The sequence below is a fragment of the Bradyrhizobium sp. genome (assembly GCF_017881085.1).
Taxonomy (GTDB): Bacteria; Pseudomonadota; Alphaproteobacteria; order Rhizobiales; family Xanthobacteraceae; genus Bradyrhizobium.
Window position 1 is genome coordinate 1 of the sequence record NZ_JADGRI010000058.1, and the last position, 20,736, is coordinate 20,736.

20 protein-coding genes and 1 tRNA gene are annotated in these 20,736 nt (G+C 63.3%); 10 read left to right on the top strand and 11 right to left on the bottom strand.

Features of this window, described 5'->3' with window-relative positions; all coding sequences use genetic code 11:
* Window positions 1-455 precede the first annotated feature (455 nt).
* Entirely contained in the window at window positions 456-2,213 is a 1,758-nt protein-coding gene (locus QZ213_RS08110; RefSeq protein ID WP_291685547.1) for a DUF87 domain-containing protein, read from the bottom strand.
* A 422-nt stretch (window positions 2,214-2,635) separates the two neighbouring features.
* Here QZ213_RS08110 and QZ213_RS08115 point away from each other — a divergent pair, with 422 nt between their 5' ends.
* Together QZ213_RS08115 and QZ213_RS08120 are read left to right on the top strand one after the other, a co-directional pair.
* Window positions 2,636-2,899, top strand: coding sequence for a DUF2249 domain-containing protein (locus QZ213_RS08115; RefSeq protein WP_291685548.1), 264 nt, complete (start codon window positions 2,636-2,638; stop codon window positions 2,897-2,899).
* Between the two features lie 194 nt (window positions 2,900-3,093).
* Entirely contained in the window at window positions 3,094-4,194 is a 1,101-nt protein-coding gene (locus QZ213_RS08120; protein ID WP_291685549.1) for a tellurite resistance/C4-dicarboxylate transporter family protein, read from the top strand.
* 25 nt (window positions 4,195-4,219) lie between these two features.
* Here QZ213_RS08120 and fdxA read toward each other — a convergent pair whose 3' ends face one another.
* The 3 genes from fdxA to QZ213_RS08135 are packed head-to-tail and all read right to left on the bottom strand — an operon-like array spanning window position 4,220 to window position 5,135.
* Complete coding sequence (fdxA, locus tag QZ213_RS08125) at window positions 4,220-4,558, bottom strand: ferredoxin FdxA (RefSeq protein ID WP_291685550.1); 339 nt, start codon at window positions 4,556-4,558, stop codon at window positions 4,220-4,222.
* The gene (locus tag QZ213_RS08130) at window positions 4,555-4,968 is read right to left on the bottom strand and encodes a group III truncated hemoglobin (protein WP_291685551.1); all 414 of its coding nucleotides are present in this window, start codon (window positions 4,966-4,968) and stop codon (window positions 4,555-4,557) included. Before QZ213_RS08130 ends, fdxA begins: the two co-directional genes overlap by 4 nt.
* Window positions 4,965-5,135, bottom strand: coding sequence for a hypothetical protein (locus QZ213_RS08135; protein ID WP_291685552.1), 171 nt, complete (start codon window positions 5,133-5,135; stop codon window positions 4,965-4,967). The genes QZ213_RS08130 and QZ213_RS08135 overlap by 4 nt, the downstream gene beginning before the upstream one ends.
* A gap of 95 nt (window positions 5,136-5,230) precedes the next feature.
* Here QZ213_RS08135 and QZ213_RS08140 point away from each other — a divergent pair, with 95 nt between their 5' ends.
* On the top strand, window positions 5,231-5,683 hold the full coding sequence (locus QZ213_RS08140) for an Rrf2 family transcriptional regulator (protein ID WP_291685553.1): 453 nt from the start codon (window positions 5,231-5,233) through the stop codon (window positions 5,681-5,683).
* A 221-nt stretch (window positions 5,684-5,904) separates the two neighbouring features.
* Window positions 5,905-7,164 (top strand): MFS transporter, encoded by a 1,260-nt coding sequence (locus QZ213_RS08145; RefSeq protein ID WP_291685566.1) that lies wholly within the window; start codon window positions 5,905-5,907, stop codon window positions 7,162-7,164.
* Window positions 7,165-7,184: 20 nt separating this feature from the next.
* Here the strand turns inward: QZ213_RS08145 and QZ213_RS08150 are convergent, their stop codons facing one another.
* From QZ213_RS08150 to QZ213_RS08160, 3 genes are all read right to left on the bottom strand, one after another.
* The gene (locus QZ213_RS08150) at window positions 7,185-8,429 is read right to left on the bottom strand and encodes a DUF763 domain-containing protein (RefSeq protein ID WP_291685554.1); all 1,245 of its coding nucleotides are present in this window, start codon (window positions 8,427-8,429) and stop codon (window positions 7,185-7,187) included.
* 36 nt (window positions 8,430-8,465) lie between these two features.
* Window positions 8,466-9,041, bottom strand: coding sequence for an alpha-ketoglutarate-dependent dioxygenase AlkB (locus QZ213_RS08155; RefSeq protein WP_291685555.1), 576 nt, complete (start codon window positions 9,039-9,041; stop codon window positions 8,466-8,468).
* 224 nt (window positions 9,042-9,265) lie between these two features.
* Window positions 9,266-9,339: transfer RNA gene (locus tag QZ213_RS08160), tRNA-Gln, on the bottom strand.
* 194 nt (window positions 9,340-9,533) lie between these two features.
* Here QZ213_RS08160 and QZ213_RS08165 point away from each other — a divergent pair.
* From QZ213_RS08165 to QZ213_RS08190, 6 genes are all read left to right on the top strand, one after another.
* A complete protein-coding gene (locus QZ213_RS08165; RefSeq protein WP_291685556.1) occupies window positions 9,534-10,289 on the top strand; it encodes a spermidine synthase in 756 nt (251 codons plus the stop codon).
* A 177-nt stretch (window positions 10,290-10,466) separates the two neighbouring features.
* Window positions 10,467-11,723, top strand: a complete 1,257-nt coding sequence (locus QZ213_RS08170; protein WP_291685557.1) for an ABC transporter substrate-binding protein — start codon at window positions 10,467-10,469, stop codon at window positions 11,721-11,723.
* A gap of 85 nt (window positions 11,724-11,808) precedes the next feature.
* Window positions 11,809-12,672, top strand: coding sequence for a branched-chain amino acid ABC transporter permease (locus QZ213_RS08175; RefSeq protein WP_291685558.1), 864 nt, complete (start codon window positions 11,809-11,811; stop codon window positions 12,670-12,672).
* Window positions 12,672-13,664 (top strand): branched-chain amino acid ABC transporter permease, encoded by a 993-nt coding sequence (locus QZ213_RS08180; RefSeq protein WP_291685559.1) that lies wholly within the window; start codon window positions 12,672-12,674, stop codon window positions 13,662-13,664. Before QZ213_RS08175 ends, QZ213_RS08180 begins: the two co-directional genes overlap by 1 nt.
* Window positions 13,654-14,421 (top strand): ABC transporter ATP-binding protein, encoded by a 768-nt coding sequence (locus QZ213_RS08185; RefSeq protein ID WP_291685560.1) that lies wholly within the window; start codon window positions 13,654-13,656, stop codon window positions 14,419-14,421. The genes QZ213_RS08180 and QZ213_RS08185 overlap by 11 nt, the downstream gene beginning before the upstream one ends.
* Window positions 14,418-15,137, top strand: coding sequence for an ABC transporter ATP-binding protein (locus QZ213_RS08190; RefSeq protein ID WP_291685561.1), 720 nt, complete (start codon window positions 14,418-14,420; stop codon window positions 15,135-15,137). Before QZ213_RS08185 ends, QZ213_RS08190 begins: the two co-directional genes overlap by 4 nt.
* Before the next feature lie 9 nt (window positions 15,138-15,146).
* Here the strand turns inward: QZ213_RS08190 and QZ213_RS08195 are convergent, their stop codons facing one another.
* The 4 genes from QZ213_RS08195 to QZ213_RS08210 all read right to left on the bottom strand — a co-directional run bounded on the left by QZ213_RS08195 (window position 15,147) and on the right by QZ213_RS08210 (window position 20,637).
* Window positions 15,147-15,560 carry a hypothetical protein gene (locus QZ213_RS08195; protein WP_291685562.1) on the bottom strand — a complete coding sequence of 138 codons (414 nt, stop codon included), beginning with the start codon at window positions 15,558-15,560 and terminating at the stop codon, window positions 15,147-15,149.
* Between the two features lie 146 nt (window positions 15,561-15,706).
* Window positions 15,707-16,264 carry an invasion associated locus B family protein gene (locus QZ213_RS08200; RefSeq protein WP_291685563.1) on the bottom strand — a complete coding sequence of 186 codons (558 nt, stop codon included), beginning with the start codon at window positions 16,262-16,264 and terminating at the stop codon, window positions 15,707-15,709.
* A 57-nt stretch (window positions 16,265-16,321) separates the two neighbouring features.
* On the bottom strand, window positions 16,322-19,468 hold the full coding sequence (locus QZ213_RS08205; RefSeq protein ID WP_291685564.1) for a multidrug efflux RND transporter permease subunit: 3,147 nt from the start codon (window positions 19,466-19,468) through the stop codon (window positions 16,322-16,324).
* Window positions 19,465-20,637: an efflux RND transporter periplasmic adaptor subunit gene (locus QZ213_RS08210; protein ID WP_291685565.1), complete on the bottom strand. Its 1,173-nt coding sequence runs from the start codon at window positions 20,635-20,637 to the stop codon at window positions 19,465-19,467. The genes QZ213_RS08205 and QZ213_RS08210 overlap by 4 nt, the downstream gene beginning before the upstream one ends.
* Window positions 20,638-20,736: the final 99 nt, after the last annotated feature.

Sequence of the window (20,736 nt, forward strand, 5' to 3'; positions counted from 1 at the left end):
CTTGCGGACGGCGAAGTCGTGTGGTCCTGACGCCCCGACGCTGGCGTCAAGTTCGCGGGAAGCAGTTCCCGCGGATGATGGTGGCAAGAAAGCCCGGTCGCCAGGGAGAGCGCGTTATAAGCCGTAAAACCATTGCGTAGGGAATGCCGGGTGATTCCGGTGTGACCTGACTAACGCGTGTGCGTCTACCACCAACCTTGCACACGCGGCTATCGGGCGCATCGGGCGCCCGGCATTCCCTGCGCCCTCTGATGGGAGAGGGCGGGAATTTCCAGCAAAACTCGGGCGCGTTGCGCGGCGAGAGTTAAACGCATGTCTAGAGGCCGTCATTGCGAGCGAAGCGAAGCAATCCACTCTTTGTGCCGAGAGATGGATTGCTTCGCTGCGCTCGCAATGACGGCATTAGGCTCTGGCGATTGAAAGGAGCAGACGGCGTGGCGACCGGCTTTGATCCCTCAGCGCAGGGGCTTTTTCAGCAGCGAAAAGCGGTCGGGATCGAGACCCATCGAGGGCTGCAGCATCGGCGCTTCCACCGACATCGTGCGGGAGCCGGGGCGGTCGTTGATGGTGGGATCGTTGGGGACGTCGCGATGCGAGGTCGCGCCGCGCCAGCGCTCGAGCACCGCGGCTACGAAATGCATGTCGTGGCCGGCGGCCACCGATGGCACCGTGGCGATGGTGGCCTCGCTGCGCGGCAATTGATGCGGCGGCACTTCCTTGAAGCGCAGGCGGGTCGGCAGTGCGACGCCTTCGCCGAACGCCAGCACTTCGCGGGTGCCGAGCGAGGGCACGAACGACAGCAGGTTGGCCGCGGCGTCCGAGACCGCCGAGCGCAGCAGCGCCTGGTCGCGGTCGTTGGCAAGGCGCATCGTGAACAGCGTGTTGCACTGGGAAATGATGGTGGCATCGAGTTCGGCGGGGCGCTGCGTCACCAGCCCGAGATAGACGCCGTATTTGCGGCCTTCCTTGGCGATGCGCGAGACCGCCTTGCGGGTCGGCCCGAACCCGATGTTGCGGTCGGCGGAAGCGTAGCGATGCGCCTCTTCGCAGACGAACAACAGCGGCGAGACGCCGTCGCTCCACAGTCCGAAGTCGAACGCCATGCGGCACAACACCGAGACCACGGAATCGATGACTTCGGCGGGGAAGCCCGCCAGCTGCATGACGGTCATCGGCCTGCCATTGGCCGGCAGCCGGAACAGATGGCTGATGACCTCCGCCATGGTGTCGCCGCCGACATTGGCGTTGTCGAACATGAAGGTATAGCGCGGATCGTTGCGCACGGTTTCGACGCGCGAGATCAGCTTGTGATAGAGGATGCGCGAGGAGCGGTTCTCGAGCTTGCCCATGCGCTCGTCGATCAGCGTAATCAGGTCGACCAGCCGATAGGGAACCGGGGTATCGACGGTATAGCCGACTGTCCTGACGTCGCTGCGCTTCAGTCCGAGGCGATCGGCGGTCTGGTGCTGCGTATAGAGTCCCTTCGCTACCGGAATGACTTCGGCGAGAATGTCGAGTTCTTCCGGCACGCCGGGCCGGCCGGCGAACAGCACGTCGACGATCTCTTCGAAATTGAACAGCCAGAACGGCAGCTTCAGATTGCGCGGATTGAGAACCACCGAGCGGTCGCCGAAACAGCGGCCGTATTCGTTGTGAACGTCGAGCAGGAAGATTCGCAAATTCGGCCGCGACTTGAGAATCTCGTTCAGCAGCAGCGACACGCCGGTCGATTTGCCGACGCCGGTGGAGCCGAGCACGGCGAAATGCTTGGAGAGCATTTCCTCGATATCGACATAGGCGATGACGGAAGGATCCTGCTGCAGGGTGCCGACATTGATCTGATCGGATCCGCTCGGCGCATAGACCGTGCGAAGCTCCTCATGGGTGATCAGGTCGACGGCGTCGCCGATGGTCGGATAGTTGGTGACGCCGCGCTGGAATTTCGGGCGGTCGGGTCCGCCGAGGATTTCGCCGAGCAGATCGACCGAGGCGGTGGCGATGTAGGTGTCGGAAGCCGGCAGATTCTCGCAGGACACCTCGGTGATCATGGCGACGATGGCGGAATTGGCGCAGCGGATGCTGACGAAGCGGCCGACGGTGGCCCTCACCTCCGAGACGCCCAGCTTGCTCGCCGCCAAGAGCCCGACCCGGGCGAGGGAGCCGCGCACCGAAATCACACGTCCGAGGGATGTCACGATGATTGAACCTGGCATGTCATGAATGTTGGTCCACTATCGCAGGCAGGGGCTGGAGAAACGGTTAAACCGGGGCGGCTCCGGACGCCTCAAATCCACGGCATGTTGGCCGGAATGCCGTTGCGGACTTATGAAACCGGCCGCACGACAGGCTCGATTGTGCTGGAAAATCGGGGGGTTCCGACGCGACCCCTTAACGGTCCGGTCGGCCGCTTGCTTAACGCTTGGTTTACCACATCCGGAAAGGACAGCGGTTCGCGGGCCGCGGTGATGGAAGCGGGGGCCGCTGCACGCAAGGGGAGCATTGAAGTTCGGCCGGCGCGCCGCAGGCCGCGCCGGCGGGCGCGGCACGGATCGGCGCGGAATTTGCGCTGGCGCAACAAGCGCATTCGCCATTTGCCTGATTAGAAGGAACGGCAGATGCTTCAGCGGGAGAGACCATGCAGGAAATCGAAACGACGGAAAGGGTGATTGACGTTCGCGATATCCCGCCTCGACATCGCCACGCCATTATTTTCCAGCTATTCGATCATCTCGCGCCTGAAAACAGTCTTCAACTGATCGCCGATCACGATCCGCGGCCGTTGCGCTTCCAGCTGGAAGCCAAACATGGGGCGCGCTGTGGCTGGTCCTACATCGAGCGGGGCCCGGACGTATGGCGGGTTCGCCTGACAAATTTGCCCGAGCCGCCGGAATCCGCCTGATATCGGCGCGAGGGGAGGCGCCGGGATTTCCGGGGCTCAGTTCATCGCGCACCCGGTCCAGGAAAGTATCACGAACGAATAGCGCGAGTCTGTGCGGGGTGTTTGGCACCAATCGATGCCGCCGAATCGATTTGTCGAGTACTGTGCAATTCGGCGTCAATGGCCGATCAGGTTCTTTTCCGGGATCCGGCACCATGTCACGTTCGAAACATAGGGCGGATTCGGATTTGCATTTGCGCATGCGGAATTTGCGCGTGTGGTCGGATAGTCAGATCGCGACGCTCTATCCCGGCTGCTTCGCCCTGGTAATGGCCACTGGGATCATCTCGAATGCCTTGTTCTTCGAAGGCCAGCGCGAATGGTCCGCGGCGCTCTTCGCGGTCAATCTCATCGCCTATCCGTGGTTGGTATTGATTACGATTTTGCGGTTGTTCAGGTTCAGACAAGCCATACGGTCTGATCTGTTCAATCCCCGTCTTGTCTTCTCGTTCTTCACCATCGTCGCCGGCTCCGACGTTTTCGGTGTCGGGCTCCATTTGCGCGGTTTCACAACGGCCGCATTGTCCCTGTGGCTGTTCGCGCTGCTCGTCTGGTTTATTCTGATCTATTTCAGCTTCGCCGTTTTGACTTTTCTCAACACCGCGCATCAAGCCAACGTCGTTCATGGCGGGTGGCTGATCGCCATTGTCGGCACCGAATCGCTGGTGATCCTGGGCACTCTCATTGCCCCCGAAGTCGGCGACCTCGGTCGCACGGTGTTTGTGCTCATTCACATGTTGTGGGGTGTTGGGCTCGGACTTTACGGCATCTTCATCGTGCTGTTCGCGCATCGTATTTTCTTCTTTGACGTGGGGCCCGACGATGTCACGCCTCTATTGTGGGTGGTTATGGGCGCTGCGGCGATCACTACCAACGCCGGGTCGACGCTCATCCTGACCGAAAGCGGCCTGCCGTTCCTGAATTCGATGCGGCCATTCATCGACGGCGTAACGCTGATCATGTGGGCGTGGGCGACGTGGTGGATTCCGCTGTTGCTGCTGTTTGGAATCTGGAAACACGGCATATGCCGTGTATCTCTGACATACACGCCGATGTTCTGGAGTCTGGTGTTCCCGCTCGGTATGTACGCCCTGGCCAGCCTGCGTTTTTCGCTCGCCGCCGACTTCCCACCGCTGCGTGCGATATCCTATTCCATGGTCTGGGTTGCGCTTGCCGCCTGGGTTGCGACGTCAGCCGGTCTCGTTACGGCGTCTTGGCGGAGCTTTCGCGAATTCGAGCGGTCAGGCTCCCGGTAGCCGATGAACAAAGCCGTCTCGCTGGTCAATCGCCCTGACCGGGATTGGGTGAGAAATACTGCTTCAACTTGTCGGCGACGCCATCGAACGCCTTGGCGTCGGCAGGTGGTTCGCGCTTAATCGTGATGTTGGGCCAGGCCGACGCATATTCCGCATTCAGCTTCAGCCAGATTTCCAGACCGGGCTCGGTGTCCGCAGAGATCGCATCGGCCGGGCACTCCGGTTCGCACACGCCGCAATCGATGCACTCGTCGGGATGGATCACCAGCATGTTCTCGCCCTCGTAGAAACAGTCGACCGGGCAAACCTCGACGCAGTCCATGTATTTGCACTTGATGCAGTTGTCGGTGACGACGAAGGTCATGGTGTTGGCTCCGGGGGCCACGGGCGGTCCGGGCGATAGAACAGAGCGAGCTTCAGGCTCTCCGCGATGCGCTCGGCCTTGACGCGAAAGGCGTCGCTGGTCGCGTTGTCGAACTGCTCGCGGCAGGTCGCGTCAAACAGCGCCAGCCAGCGTTCGAAAAGGGCGGGCTTCATATCGGGGATGATCAGATGTTTGGCGACAGGATTGCCCTTGTAACGGCCCGTGGTGAGCATCACCGACGACCAGAAGGCATACATCTTGCTCAAATGCGGTTGCCAGTCGCCGGGGATGGCGCGCGCGAATATCGGCGCAAGCTCGGCGTCGGCGCGGACCTTGACGTAGAACGCATCGACGAGTTGGCGAATGCCGTCCTCGGAGACGTGATCCAGCCTGTCGGTAGCGACGGTCATACCGCAAGCGCCACGACGATCACGCCGAGCACGGTCCAGATCAGGGAGTTGACTAGCATGCGAACCAGATTCTGGTGTTGGCCGAGCCCCAGCGCGTCGCAAGCGACGTTTCCCGGCAGCAGGAACGGCCATGCCAGGACGTGGCCGATCGAAATAGCCTTGGTCATGGGGATCTCCCTTGAACGACGACGGTCTTTATATGTTCGTTCTTGCGTAAAAGCAATATTTAAAATATATCTTTGTGACTCATCGGGAGCAAGCCATGCGCCTCACTCTTTATTCCGACTATGCATTGCGTGTGCTGATGTATCTGGCCGTCAAGGATGACGGGCTGGCGACGATCGACGAGATTGCGAAAAGCTACAGCATTTCCAGAAATCATTTGATGAAGGTGGTGCATCAACTGGGGGTGGCCGGTTACATCGAAACCGTCCGTGGGAGAGGGGGCGGGCTGCGCCTCGCAAAGCCGGTCGAAGCCATCGGGCTTGGCGAGGTGGTGCGCTACACCGAGCCCGATATGGCCATCGCGTCATGCTTCAAGCCCGTCGATGCTCCCTGCGCCATCCGTCAATGTTGTGTGTTGAGGCGGGCCCTGGAGAGGGCGCGCGAGGCCTTTGTTGAAGTGCTTGAGGGTTATACGCTGAGCGACCTCGTCCGGCCGCGCGGGCGCATGGCTGGAATGCTGGGGATTCCGGCGATTGAAGCCCGGCCGTAGCGGAGCGAAGCGGCGTCGGACTGCCGCGTCGTGGCAATCTCATGAGGTCGGGTCGTCGATAAAGCGCTGCTTACGCGCGAACGCCGGGCGTAATTGACACTGGCCATATCGCCGCTACCCTGCATCGAACTAAAAAGGAAACCATTTCCATCGGAGATGGATTTTCTCGGGACAACAAGAAACAGGGCAGGGTGGAACGCGATGTATCGCGGCATCGTATGGTGAGCGGGGCCGCGCGGCCTTCGGCGCTCGCACCCTTCCGTGTCAGGAACTACCGTTTCCAGTGGCCGGCCGATCTGCTCACCTCGTGGGCGTTCGAGATGGAGACGCTCATTCTCGGCTGGTATGTGCTGGTCGAGACCCAATCGGTCGTGCTGCTGACCGTGTTTGCCTCGCTCACCTATATCGGCACGCTGATCGCGCCGATGTTTGGCGTGGTCGGCGATCGTATCGGCCACCGCGACCTGCTCGCCATGATGCGCGCGACCTATGCGGTGCTCGCGGGGACGCTGATGACGCTGGCGCTGACGGGCTACCTGACCCCGCTTTATGTCTTCGTCATCGTCGCGATCATGGGGCTGGTGCGGCCGTCGGATCTTGGCGTGCGCGGCGCGCTGGTCGCCACCATCATGCCGCACGATCAGCTGATCGGCGCGATCAGCATTTCCAGGACCACGATGGACACCGCGCGGATCGCGGGCGCGCTGAGCGGCGCCGGTCTGTTCGCGGCGCTCGGCATGGGGCCCGCCTATATGGCGATCGTCAGCCTTTATGTTGCCGCCACGCTGCTCACGCTCTGCGTGGTGGCGCCGTCGCGGCCGCATCCCGCCGATGCGGCCGTCGATGGCGCGTTGCGCCGCTCGCCGCTGCGCGACCTCAGGGAGGGCGTGGCCTATGTCTGGACCACGCCGCGGATGCGCGCCGCGGTCTGGATCGCGTTCCTCGCCAATTTGACCGCCTATCCCCTGTCCAACGGATTGCTGCCCTATATCGCGCGCGAGATCTACGGCACCAACCAGACCGGGCTCGGCTATCTCTCGGCCAGTTTTGCCGTGGGCTCGCTGGTCGGCTCGATCCTGTTGAGCGTGATCGGCGGCATCCGTGTCGCCCGGCTGATGATCGCGGCGACCGTCATGTGGTACGCGGCACTTCTGGTGTTCGCGCAGATCCAGACCGTGCCCGCCGCGATCGTCTTCCTGTGGCTGGCGGGTTTCGCGCAAAGCCTGACCATGATCTCGATCGCGGTGATCCTGATGCGCACCGCGAGCGAGCATTTCCGCGGCCGGGTGATGGGCGTGCGCATGCTCGCGATCTACAGCCTGCCGCTCGGCCTCTTGGCCGCCGGCAGCCTGATCGAGGCGATCGGCTTTGCCGCCACCGCCACGCTGTACCCGGCCGCAGGGCTGACGCTGATGCTGGCCATCGTGCTGCACTGGCGCGCGGATCTGTGGCACCTGCACGCGCCGGCGAATGCGAAGTAGATATTGCGCGGCTGCGGAGGTTATGAGCCCGCGGCCTTGGGATCGGCCAGATCCCGCTCCCATCCAAACACCGAGCGGCCGTCCAGGTCAGGCGATTCCGCGCGCTCGGTGGCGATAAAGGATTCCAGCGATGGTCCTTGCGAAGTTCGCTCCAGCCGGCGCGCCTGGTCGTCGAGCCGCTTCAGGGCCTGCATCTCCTCGTCGCGACCGAGTTTTGCATGTTGCACTGCCGATTTCAGGACGCGGATCGTCTCGTCGTAGACCTTGATCGGGACCGGGTAGGGATGCCGGTCCTTGCCGCCATGCGCCAGCGAGAAGCGCGCCGGATCGCGGAAACGGTAGGGCGCGCCGTGCACGACTTCGGCGACCATCGCCAGCGAGCGCACCGTACGCGCGCCGACCCCCGGGGTGAGCAGCAATTCCGGAAAGTCGACCGGGCCGCGTTCGGCGGCCGCGGCCAGCGTGCCATGGAGGCGGCGCGAAAACACGTCGCTCGACCGCACGTCGTGATGCGCCGGCATGATCAAGTGCGGCAAGAGACCCTGGGCGGGAGTGCCGCCCGTCAGCGCCACCAGTTCGCTCAGAATGCGGTCGGGGCCGAGCCCGGTGAGCAGCTCAAGCTGGGCGGCGCGCGAAACTTGCGCCCGCTTGTCCGTCAGGTTGATGATCTCTCCCTGCGCGGGACCGTCGATCGCCGAGTGGGGCTCGTCGACGAAGCTCGCCAGATTTTCCGAATGCCAGTGGTAGCGGCGCGCCTGCCGCTTGTCGCCGTTCATGCCCTGCTGCACCACCGTCCACTTGCCGTCGTCGGTGACGAAGAAGCCATGGAGGTAAAGGTCGAAACCGTCCTGCACGGCGGCGCTGTCGACCTTGGCGACCAGGCGGCTCGCGCGGGTCAGCCTGGCGCTGTCGAAACCGATGCGCTCGCCGAGCGACCGCAATTCGTCGGGCGTCTTTCGGGAGTGCTGGCCGCGGCCGCCGCAGACATGGATCCCCAGCTCGTGTTGCAGCGGCCCGAGGCCGCGCTTCAACGCGCCGATGACGCTCGTGGTGATGCCGGAGGAGTGCCAGTCCATCCCCATCACGGCGCCGAACGACTGAAACCAGAACGGGTGCGACAGTCGCTGCAGGAATTCATCGCGGCCGTAATGGTGCACGATCGCTTGCGTGACGATGGCGCCGAGCGAGGACATGCGCGTCGCCAGCCAGGGCGGCACGCGTCCGCCGTGGAGAGGGAGGTCGGCGCTGCCGGTACGTCTTGCCATCAGATCCTTGCGTTTCCGGGAATCGGCCGGACTCTATCAGGTGTTCCGCTCGGCCATGGTCCGGAAGGTAATGGAATATCTGGGCGCTTCGACGGCAGGGATGCTGTGCTCCCAGACGCGGCGGGAAGCGCCCGACATCATGTAGAGCGAGCGCGGCTCGGCATCGAGCGTGAAGCGTTCCCACTTGTCGCCGGCCGCCCGCCGGAAACGGAACTTGCAGGCGGAGCCCAGCGATAGTCCGAATATCCTGTCGAAGTGTGGTTTGTCCCGGTGCCAGCCGATACCGACCCCGAAATCGTATTCGGTGCAGAGAACCTGCCTGACCCGGGTTTCGGGGCCGCCGAATGCCTCGACCTTCCTGAGGACAGGACCGAGCCAATCGGGAATCGGTTCGGCTTCGCGCAGCCGCCGCAGCACGTAGTCGTAGCTGAATCCGAACGACGCCACCCGCCGCTTGCCTTCGTATTGGCCGAACTGGAATGGCTTCAGCGGCAAAGCCGCGATGCGGCCGATGAGTTCCCCCTCGGTCTCGGGCGAGACAAAGTCGGCGGCGTACTGCAATCCCTCGGGGTCGCGGGACAAGCTTGCAAAAAATGCGAACTGCTCGGTCAAACCGGCGGTCCTTTCGGCGATGGCTGGATTGATCCCGATATGGGGATGCCGCGCTTCAAGGGAAGCCCGCAAACCGCGCCCGATGGGCGGGAGTTGGCGGTATCACCGCGACGAGCGATGCAGACACTCTATGCCGTTATTTTCGGACCTGCGGATGCGGCGCCCGGATGACACCTGGCGCGCATGACACCCGGCAAGCTGATTGCGGCCGGTGGTAAAGCGTCTGGCTGGGGAACTAGGATTCGAACCTAGACAAACAGAGTCAGAGTCTGTTGTGCTACCGTTACACCATTCCCCAATAATATCAGATACTTAAGTGACTATCTTGCAGTCTTGCGGCAGATCACGCGTCCCTAGCGCAAGCGTGCGTTCTTCTACTAGTTCAATCCCGACCTTGGCAAGCGCGCCGGGATGGGCTTGTTGCAATTGGGCTGCGGCGAGGCCGCCGTCATGTGCGCCGCGGTTTTGAATGGCGGTCGGGGGCAGGCGGCGATGAGCGTGTATTTCGAGGAGCTGGATTTCCGCCCGACGCCAATGGGCGTGCTCAGCCTGCGGCGGCGAAGGCAGCTCGGTTCCGGCCTCGATATCTATGAGATCAAGCTCGGCGACGAGTTTCTGATGTCGAGCCTGTTCACGGTCGCCGAGATCGCGCTTGCCCGGCTCGGATTGGCGGCGCTCGAGCGAAGCGATCTCGACGTCGTCGTCGGCGGCCTCGGGCTCGGCTATACGGCGCGCGCCGCGCTGGAGAACCCTTCCGTCAAATCATTGATCGTGGTCGACGCGCTGGCCGAAGTGATCGAATGGCACGCGCAGGGCCTGCTGCCGCTCGGCAAAGAAATCAGCGGCGATCCGCGCTGCCGCCTCGTACACGGCGACTTCTTCGCGATGTCGGATTCATCAGCGGGATTCGATCCGCTTGCCCCCGGCCGCCGCTTCGATGCGGTGCTTGTGGATATCGATCATTCGCCGCGCAACCTGCTGCATGCGCGCCACGCCGCGCTGTACACACTGGCGGGACTGAAAAGGCTCGCTGAACATTTGCATCCAGGCGGCGTGTTCGCGCTGTGGTCGAACGATGCTCCGGATCAGGCCTTTGAAACTGTGTTAGCGGGCGCCTTTGCAATTTCTGCTACGCATGTCGTGAGCTTCGAAAATCCGCTCCAGCATCGTGACGCCAGCAACACGATCTATGTCGGCGTCAAAGCCGGTTTGCCTATCCAGAAGGCAATTCCCGGCACGAGCCAGTAGCGGTTTGATACTTTAGAATCGTCCGCGCGCGGCCGGCGGGACGCGGCAACTTGCCGATGCCAGCGGGCCATGCAATGCTGCCCGCGCCAAACAATAAGGAAGCAGCGGACGGCGACGTCTCCTGCATTCCAAGCCTTCAGAGCCTGGCATCGGGTGGGACCTTTCGGAGACGTTCAGATGAAATTCAAGCATATTCTCGGGCTGCTGTGTGCCGCCTCGATGTCGGTTGTTTTTTTGGCGGGCCATGCTTCGGCGCAGGACAAGACCGTCAAGATCGGCGGGATATTTCCCTTAAGCGGCAACGCCGCCTCTACCGGCGTCCATACCAAGGCCGCGCTCGAAGTCGCGATGGATATCATCAACAACGCCCATCCGGAACTCGGCAATTTCCCGCTGGCGAAGAATGCCGGGCTCGCCGGTCTCGGCGGCGCCAAGGTCGAAGTGGTCTTCGCCGATAACCAGGGCAGCCCCGCGACCGGACAAAACCAGGCGCTGCGGCTGATCACCGAAGAGAAGGTGGTGGCGCTCACCGGCGCTTATCAATCCGGCATCACGCTGACCGCCAGCGCGATTTCCGAAAAATACGGAATTCCCTTCCTCAACGGCGAGTCGGTGGCCGCCAATTTAACCGAGCGCGGCTTCAAATGGTTCTTCCGTACCACGCCGGTCGCCTCCGATTTCGCCAAGATTTATTTTGATTTCCTCAAGGACATGAAGGCAGCAGGCGCCAAGACCGACAGCGTCGCACTTGTCCACGACAACACTGAATACGGAACCTCGGTCGCGACCGTGATCACCAGTGTGTTCAAGGCAAATGGCGAGAACGCCCCGATCGATATCGCTTATGCTCCCAACGCGACCGACGTGCAGGCCCAGGTGCTGCAACTCAAGGAGAAGAAGCCCGACGTGCTGATCATGATCAGCTACACGTCGGATGCGATCCTGTTCGCCAAGACCATGCAGTCGCTCGACTACAAGCCTGCGATGCTGATTGCCGACGACGCCGGATACTCCGATCCGTCCTTCATCAAGGCGGTCGGCAAGATCTCGCAAGGCGCGTTCAATCGCTCGTCATGGAGCGTCGGGCCCGCGGGGTCGCCGACTGCGCTGATCGCCGACATGTACAAGAAGAAGAGCGGCGACGAGATGGACGATACCGCCGCGCGCCAGATGCAGGGCTTGTTCGTGCTCTGCGACGCGATCGACCGCGCCGGCTCGACCGACCCCGCCAAGATCCAGGCGGCGCTGAAGGCCACCGACCTGAAGCCCGATCAGCTGATGATGGGCTACAAGGGCGTCAAGTTCGACGACAAGGGCCAGAACATCCTCGCCGCCGGCGTCATGATTCAACTGCAGGACGGCGAGAACTACACCACGGTCTGGCCCAAGGCCAACGCCCAGAAAGCACCGGTCTTGCCCTACAAGGGTTGGTGACAACCAAAGGGCGGGGCAGGTGTCCCGTCCTCATTGTCCTCGTTACGCCGTTGCCCAAGATTAACCCGCAAGACTTGACCCAGGCATGTCCATTATCCTCGTTCAGGTGATTGTCGGCGGGCTTCTGCTTGGCGCCGTCTATGCGCTGTTTTCCTCAGGGCTGACGCTGGTCTGGGGCATGATGAACATCGTCAACTTCGCCCATGGCGATTTCGTCATGCTCGGCATGTATGTCGCGTTCGTGGTCTATACGCTGCTGGGCGCCGGTCCCTTGCTGGGCGCGCCGATCGCGATGCTGGTGCTGGCGACTGTTGGCGTCATCGTTTATTTCGGGCTGATCCGCGACATCATGAAGGGGCCGATGCTGGCCCAGATCCTCGGCACCTTCGGGCTTGCGCTCTTGCTGCGTTACTCGGTGTTTTGGTGGTTCGGCGCCAATTTTCTGTCGCTGCCGGAAAACATCGTCGGCGGCACCTACGAGATCCTGGGCCTGCGGCTGCAGGCCTCGCGCCTGTTGGCCGGCGCGGTCGCGTTGCTGGTGACGCTCGGGCTGCACCTTCTGCTGACGCGCACGTCGCTTGGATCGAAAATGCTGGCGGTGGCGGAGGATTCCACCGCGGCGCAATTGATGGGGATCCGGCCCGACACCATGCAGGCGATCGCCTGGGCGATCGCCGCCGGCGCCACCGGCCTTGCCGGCGCGCTGATCGCGACCTTCTTTTACATCGTGCCCACCGTCGGCGAGACCTTGGGCATCGTTGCCTTCGTCACGGTGTCGCTCGGCGGCTTCGGCAGCGTGCCCGGCGCGCTGATGGCGGGACTCCTGATCGGGGTGATCGAGTCGCTCTCGGCTTACTGGATCGGCGCCGTCTACAAGGACATGGTGGTGTATTCGCTGTTCCTCGGCTTCCTCTGGTTTCGGCCGCAGGGCCTGATGGGCAAGACGTGATGCGGCGCTATGTGTGGGCCTCGGTGGTGCTGGCGGTTTTCATCGCCTATCCCTTGCTGTTTTCGACGCCGTTCGAACAGCGGCTCGGCGCGCTGGTGCTGCTCTATGCCATCGCGGCGTCGGCCTGGAACATCGTCGGCGGCTATGCCGGCCAGGTATCGGTCGGCCACGTCGTTTTCTTCGGCTGCGGCGCCTATGCCGCGATGGGCGCTTACGCGCATTTTGGGCTTTCGCCACTGGTCGGCATTCCCGCCGGCATCGTCGCCAGCGTGGCGATAGCGGCCATCATCGGCGTGCCGACGCTGCGACTGTCCGGCCATTATTTCAGCATGGCGACCATCGCGGTCGCCGAGCTTTCCCGGCTGATCGTCACCAACACCGATTATCTCGGCGCGGCGGTCGGCCTGAGCGGTCCCACCGTGCCGCGCAATGTATTCGATCTCTCCTTCATTTCGGCGCTGCCCTATTACTACCTGTTCCTGGCGATCCTCAGCCTCACGCTCGGGATCACCTGGTGGATGGCGAACAGCCGGATGGGATTTTATCTGCGCGCGATCCGGGATTCCGAGCGTGCGGCGCGCTCGCTCGGCGCGCCTGCGAGCCGCACCAAGCTCTACGCCTTCATGCTCAGCGCGGGACTGACCAGCGTCGCCGGCGCGCTCTACGCCATGATGTTCGGTTTCGTCGATCCGGAATCCGGACTTGGCATCCTGATCTCCGTGAAGATTCTGATCATGGCGGCGCTCGGCGGCGCGGGCCTGCTGTTCGGACCGCTGGTCGGTGCGGCGATGCTGGTGCCGCTGGAGGAAATCTCCAACAATCTGCTCGGCGGCAAGGGTGCGGGGCTCACTTTCGTCGTCTACGGCGCGATTATCGTGCTGATCGCGCGATTCCAGCCGGGCGGAATCGTGACCCTGATCAAGCGGCTGTGGGCCAGGCGCGGCAAGGCGGCGGAGGCCCCGGTCGCGGCGGGAGCAAGCCATGCTCCTTGAAGCCCGCGAGGTCACGAAAGCCTTTGGCAGCTTCAAGGCCGTCGATGCGGCTTCGGTGACGCTGGAGCAGGGCGATATTCTCGGCCTGATCGGGCCGAACGGCGCCGGCAAATCGACCTTCTTCAATTGCCTGACCGGCGACCTCACCTCGACCTCCGGCAAGGTCATCTTCGAAGGCCACGACATCACCACGCTCCCGCCGGAGGCGCGCGCACGGCTCGGCCTCGCGCGCTCGTTCCAGGTGCCGCAGACCTTCGAGAGCATGTCGGTGCTGGAGAATGTGATGATCGGGGCTTTTCTGCGCACCTCCCATCGCGCCGAGGCCGAAGCGCGCGCGCGCTCGGTGCTGGAACGGGTCGGCATGAGCCGGCTGGCGGACGCGCCGGCGCGCTCGCTGGGGACACCCGGCCGCAAGCGGCTGGAAATCGCGCGAGCGCTGGCTACCCAGCCAAAAGTGCTTCTGCTCGACGAGGCGATGGCGGGCCTGACCCAGCGCGAGGTGCAGCTTGCGATCGATCTCGTTCGCGACATCCATCGTTCCGGCATCACGCTGGTCATCGTCGAGCACATCATGGAAGTCATCATGTCGCTGGCGACGCGGGTGGTGGTGTTTCACCAGGGCCGCGAGATCGCGCGCGGCAGCCCGCGCGAGGTCACGGGCAATCCGGCCGTGATCGAAGCCTATCTCGGCAAGCGCGCCGCCAAGGCCGCCGCGGGCCATACGCCGATCGAGCTGATGGGCGGACCCGCGACATGACCGCGCCGCTGCTCAGGATCGAACATCTCGAAGTCCGCTACGGCGACCTGATCGGCGTCTCCGATGTGTCGCTTGAGGTGCCCGAAGGCAGCGTGGTGGCGCTGCTCGGCTCCAACGGCGGCGGCAAGACCACCACGCTCAACGCCATCGCCGGTCTCATTCCCGTGCATTCCGGGTCGATCGGGTTTCGCGGCGAGGAGATCGGCGGCGAGGCGGCGTTTTCGATCGTGCGCAAGGGGCTGGCGCTGTCGCCGGAAGGCTGGCGGCTGTTCGTGCAGCAGAGCGTCGAGAACAATCTGCTGCTCGGCGCGACGCCGCTGCACGACAAGGCGCGCGCCCACCAACTGCTGCAGCGGGTCTACGAAATCTTTCCGCGGCTGGCCGAGCGGCGCAGCCAGCGCGCCGGAACCATGTCCGGCGGCGAACGGCAGATGCTGGCGGTCGGTCGTGCGCTGATGAGCGACCCCAAGCTTCTGATGCTGGACGAGCCGTCGTTGGGTCTGGCGCCGGCCGTGGTCGAGTCGATGTACGAGACGTTCGGGCGGCTGCACAAGGAAGGGCTGACGATCCTGCTCGCCGAACAATCCATCGAACTCGCGCTCGAGGTTTCGGATTTTGCCACGGTGCTGCAGGTGGGAAAAAGCGTTTTGTCGGGCCCCGCGGCCGATCTTGCCGACGATCCGCAGGTGCAGCGCGCTTATCTCGGCACCGCCTGACGCGTGCTCCTATTTTTTGCGCCTGCCGGCCGCGGGCGGCTCCATCTCGGCTTCGAGCAGCAGCAACAGGCAGCCGCTCAACCGATCCGCCATCTCCTGGTCGTGGATCGACAGCGGTCCGGGATCGTTGAGGATGGCGTTGACCAGCGTTCCCAGCACCACCTGAAATCCGAAGGCGATGCCGCGGCTCTTCGCGGCTGCGCGGCCTTTGCCATGGCGTGGAGCAGGGGAGGCGTGGCGCCGGCGCTGTTCGCGCGCGCCAGACCCTTGAAGGTATTTCCATTTGTCCGGCCGTGTATCGTCGTGCCGGAGCGCGGCGCGCAGCACGCCCTCATGGTTCCGGATCCAGCCGATGATCCCGCTGAGCAGCAGGCGGCAGAGCCCGGCAAGCGAAGCGTCCTTCAACGCCGCATTCCCGGTCATCGCCGACAGCCTGCGCTCGCCGTCGCGTGCGGCCAGTTCGATCAGGGCGTTGAAATAGGCCTCCTTGCTTTCACAGCGACCAGCAACTCGACGGCGTCGGCGCCGCCGAATTGGCGCGGCAGTGAGTTGGCGAAAGGCGAGCCTGATTATTTGATCTTGTCGTAAGCGGCCGCAAAATCGGCCAGCGGCATTGGAATGGTGATGGTTTCCTTGCCGAGGTTTTGGAACGACACCTTCAGCTGCTTGCCCGATTTCATGGCGGCCAGCCGGTCGGGGGCGATCGGGCTGCTGGCGTAGCAGCCCCGCGCCTCGCAGGTCTGGATCGGCATGTCGACGACCTTGCCGTCATCGACCTGAAGCTTGGCGCCGACGGGCAGATTCAGTCCGAGCGGCAATTGCACCGCAATGACCGGCGCGTGGGTGTCGCTGGGAACGCGAATGTTGACCAGCACGATCAGCTGTCCGGTCTTGGTGAGGACGGCGGTCTGCTCCATCGCGCATTCCAGCGGCGCTTCGCGGCTGGCGCTGCTGCAGCGGGCGATCCAGCCGGGCTGCGGCGCCGCATTGGCTGGAGGGGTTTCGGCTTGATGCGCCGGTGGCTCCGCGTCGGCGCGCGGCGCTTTGGATTTGGGTCCCTCGGCGTAGCCAGGCGATCCCAGAGCGGCGAGGGCGACGAGAATGGCAAGCTTTGCGGCTGTCTTCACTGAACCGGCTCCGGGATGGGTACCTCCCGGATGTGCCGATGAGCGCCCAAAGTCAAGTCACTCTGCAGCTTGCTTGATCGGGCCCCGCTCGCTTGCGGGATGCTGCCGATCGGCATCGCCCGATCGTCCCCAGCCCGTGAACCAGTTCGATAGACGGTCGAGATAGAGATACACGACCGGCGTGGTGAACAGCGTCAGCGCCTGGCTGACGATCAGGCCGCCGACCATCGCATAGCCAAGCGGCTGGCGGATTTCCGATCCGGTGCCGGTGCCCAGCATCAGCGGCACGCCGCCCAGCATCGCAGCCATCGTCGTCATCATGATCGGCCGGAACCGCAGCAGCGCGGCCTTTCGGATCGATTGCTCCGGCGACAAGTGCTCGTCGCGTTCGGCCGAGATCGCGAAGTCGACCATCATGATGCCGTTCTTCTTGACGATGCCGATCAGCAGGATGATGCCGATAAGGGCGATCAAACTGAAGTCGAATCCGAACGCCATCAGGATGGCGAGCGCGCCGACGCCGGCCGAGGGCAGCGTCGAGAGAATGGTCAAGGGATGGATGTAGCTCTCGTAGAGAATGCCGAGGATCAGGTACACTACGACCAGTGCCGCCAGGATCAATAGCGGCACCGTGCTGAGCGATTGCTGGAACGCCTGGGCGGTGCCCTGGAAGCTCGAGTTGAGGGTTGCGGGCGCTCCAAGTTCGACCATCCCCTTTTGCACGGCGTCGGTGGCCTGGCCGAGCGCCATGCCCTGGGCGAGGTTGAAGCTGATGGTGATCGCCGGGAACTGGCCCTGGTGGCTGATCGAGAGCGGACGGACCGGCACGCTGGTCCAGGTCGCGAATGTCGACAACGGGACTTCATCGCCCGTGGTCGGCGATTTGACGTAGATCTTGCTCAGCGTGTCGAGGCTGCCCTGCAGGTCGGGGAGGATCTCAAGGATCACGTGGTAGCTGTTGAGCTGGGTGAAATACTGGGTGACCTGGCGCTGGCCGAAGGCGTCGTAAAGCGTGTCGTCGATCAGCTGCGGCTGGATGCCGTAGCGCGCGGCGGTGTCGCGGTTGATCTTCAGCTCCAGCGTCGTGCCCTGGGTCTGCTGGTCGGTGGCGACGTCGCGTAGCTCCGGCAAGGTCTGCATCTTCGCCAGAATCTTCGGCGCCCATTCGTTCAGCTCGCCGAGATTGGCGTCCTGCAAGGTGAATTCGAACTGCGTTCGCGTCGGCCGGCCGCCGAGCCGCACGTCCTGCGCCGCCTGCATATAGAGGCGCGCGCCCTCGACCTTTTCGAGCTTGGGACGCAGGCGGGCGATGATCTGCTGGGCGGAGGCGTTGCGTTCGTTGCGCGGCTTCAGCGTGATGAACAGGTTTCCGTTGTTGCCGGCCCGGCCGCTGCCGCCGATCGCCATGGCCACGCTGGCGACGTCGGGGTCGGCCTGCACGATTTTGCCAAGCGCCTCCTGGTGCTGCTGCATCGCCGCGAAGGAGATGTCCTGCGAGGCTTCGGAGGTCGCGGTGATCAGGCCGTTGTCCTGCTGCGGGAAGAATCCCTTGGGAATGACGATGAACAGATAGACCGACAGGGCGAGCGTCGCGAAGAAGATCAGGAGCGTCGTCTTGCTCCACCGCATCGCCCGGTCGAGACCGCCCTCATAGGCGTGAAGCATCGCGTCGAACGCGCGTTCGCTCCACTGATAGAAACGGCCGTGTTTGGTCTCGCCATGCGCGCGCAGGAAGCGGGATGCCATCATCGGCGTCAGCGTCAGCGACACCACCATCGAAACGAAGATCGTCATCGCCAGCGTCACGGCGAATTCACGGAACAGACGGCCGATGATGCCACCCATCAGCAGCAGCGGGATCAGCACCGCGACCAGCGAAATACTGATCGACACGATGGTGAAGCCGATTTCCTTGGCACCCTTGAAGGCGGCGGCGAGCGGACGCTCGCCTTCCTCGATGTAGCGGGTGATGTTTTCGAGCATCACGATGGCGTCGTCGACCACGAAGCCGACCGCGATCGTCAAGGCCATCAGTGACAAATTGTCGAGGGTATAACCGAATACCCACATCAGCGCGCAGGCGCCGAGCAATGCAAGCGGCACGGTCACGGTCGGAATGACGGTCGCCCAGAAACTGCGCAGGAAGATGAAGATGACCATGACCACCAGCGCGATGGTCAGGAGCAGGGTGAACTGGACGTCCTCGACGGCGGCGCGGATGGTCTGGGTGCGGTCGCTGATCAGCTCGATCTTGATCGCCGGCGGGATCGCCGCGACCAGCCTTGGCAGCAGCGACTTGATCTTGTCGACGGTCTCGATGACGTTGGCGCCGGGTTGCTTGAACACCACCAGGAACACGCCGCGCTTGCCGTTGGCCCATGCCGCCTGCTTGGCGTCCTCCGGTCCGGTGACGGCACGGCCGATATCCCTGATCCGCAGCGGCCCGCCGTTGCGGTAGGCGATGATGACGTCGTTCCAGTCCTTGGAGTCCAGGAGCTGATCGTTGGCGTAGATCGTATAGGCGCGCGTGGCGCCGTCGATATTGCCCTTCGGGCTGTCGACCGTCGTGATCGCGATCTGGCTGCGGACGTCCTCCAGCGACAGGCCCTTGGCGACCAGTTTCGCCGGGTCGACCTGGATGCGGATCGACGGCTTCTGCTGGCCGCCGATGACGACCTGCGCCACGCCGGAAATCTGGCTGATCTGCTGCGCGAGCTGGGCGTCGACGGCGTCACTGACGGTGGTCAGCGGCAGGGTTTCGGAAGTCGCCGACAACAGCAGGATCGGCGAATCCGCCGGATTGACCTTGCGGTAGGTCGGCGGCGAGGGAAGGTTTTTCGGCAGCTGCCCGCTGGCGGCGTTGATGGCGCCCTGCACGTCGTTGGCCGCGCCGTCGATGCTGCGGTTGAGATCGAACTGGATGGTGACGGCCGCCGTTCCCAGATAGCTCGTCGACGTCATCTGGGCGATGCCGGGAATCTGCGCGAACTGCCGCTCCAGCGGCTGCGCCACCGAGGTGGCCATGGTTTCGGGGCTTGCGCCCGGCAGGTTTGCGGTGACCTGGATGGTCGGGAAGTCGACCTGCGGCAGCGGCGCGACCGGCAGCAGCGGATAGGCGACGAGGCCGACGAAAAGAATGCCGGCCATCATCAGCGAGGTGCCGATGGGATAGCGAATGAAAGGTGCGGAAATGCCCTCGCTCATTCCTGCTTGACCCCGACTTGCGCTGGATCCGAACTTGCCACCGCCGTGCTGACGGGGGTTCCGGGCTGGACCTTGTACACTCCGGCCGTGATCACCTGGTCTCCCGGCGACAGGCCCTCATCGACCACCGAGCGGCCGTCGATCGATTGGCTGACCTTGACCTTGCGCAGTTCGGCCTTGTTGTCCTTGTTGACGGCATAAGCATAGAGACCATCGGTGCCGTGCTGGATCGCATCGTCCGGGACCACGGTGGCATCCTTCAGTGTTCTAACCAGAAGCCGCGTGGAGACTGACTGGCCGGGCCACAAGGCGTGGTCCTTGTTGTCGAACACCGCCTTGAGGCGAATAGTCCCGCTGGTCGTGTCGACCTGATTGTTGACGACCGACAGCGATCCCGCCGAGAGGGTCTTCTTGCCGTCCGTCGTCAGCGCGATGACCTTGAGCGGCTGAACCGATTGCGCCTCGTTGATATACGGCAATTGCTCTTCCGGCGCGGTGAAGATGACGGCGATCGGCTCGATCTGGGCGATCGTCACGATGCCGGTCTGGGTGGAGGCGTTGACGATGTTGCCGATGTCGACCTGACGCAGGCCGGCAATGCCCGAAATCGGGGCCTTCACCTGGGTATAGTCGAGCTGGGTCTGGGCGTTGAAGATGGCCGCATCGTCGGCCGCCAGCTGCGCGGTCAATTGCGCAACGGTGGAACGCTGCGTGTCGGTCTGCTGCCGGGTCGCGAATTCGCCGAGCTTGGTGTAGCGCTGCAGATCCAGATTGGCATTGGCCAAATTGGCTTCATCCTGGGCTTTCTTGGCCTTGGCCTGATCGAGCGTCGCCTGATAGGGCCGCGGATCGATCTCGACGAGCAGGTCGCCCTGCTTGACCAGCTGGCCCTCCTTGAACGCAATCTTGTCGATCTGGCCGTCGACCCGGGTCCGGACCTGCACGGTATTGAAGCCCTGAACCGTGCCGAGCCCGGTCAGGTAGACCGGAAAATCCGCTTTTTCGACGGGGGCGATGGTTACGGGGATGGCCGCTCGCGCCGGTGCGGCTGCCTTTTGCGCGGCATTCGCCGCTTCACCCGCGGCATGAAATCGCTGCCAGCCGAGATAGCCCGCCGCCGCGAGCACGACGATCGCCAAAATCCAACGGAGGCTTCGCGACTTGGTCATGTGATCTCAAGGGTTGGAAAAAAATAACTAATAGGTATTCCAAACGGTTCCTGTAAGTTACAGATATAATATGTGTGCACTTAATGTGTAAACACACTA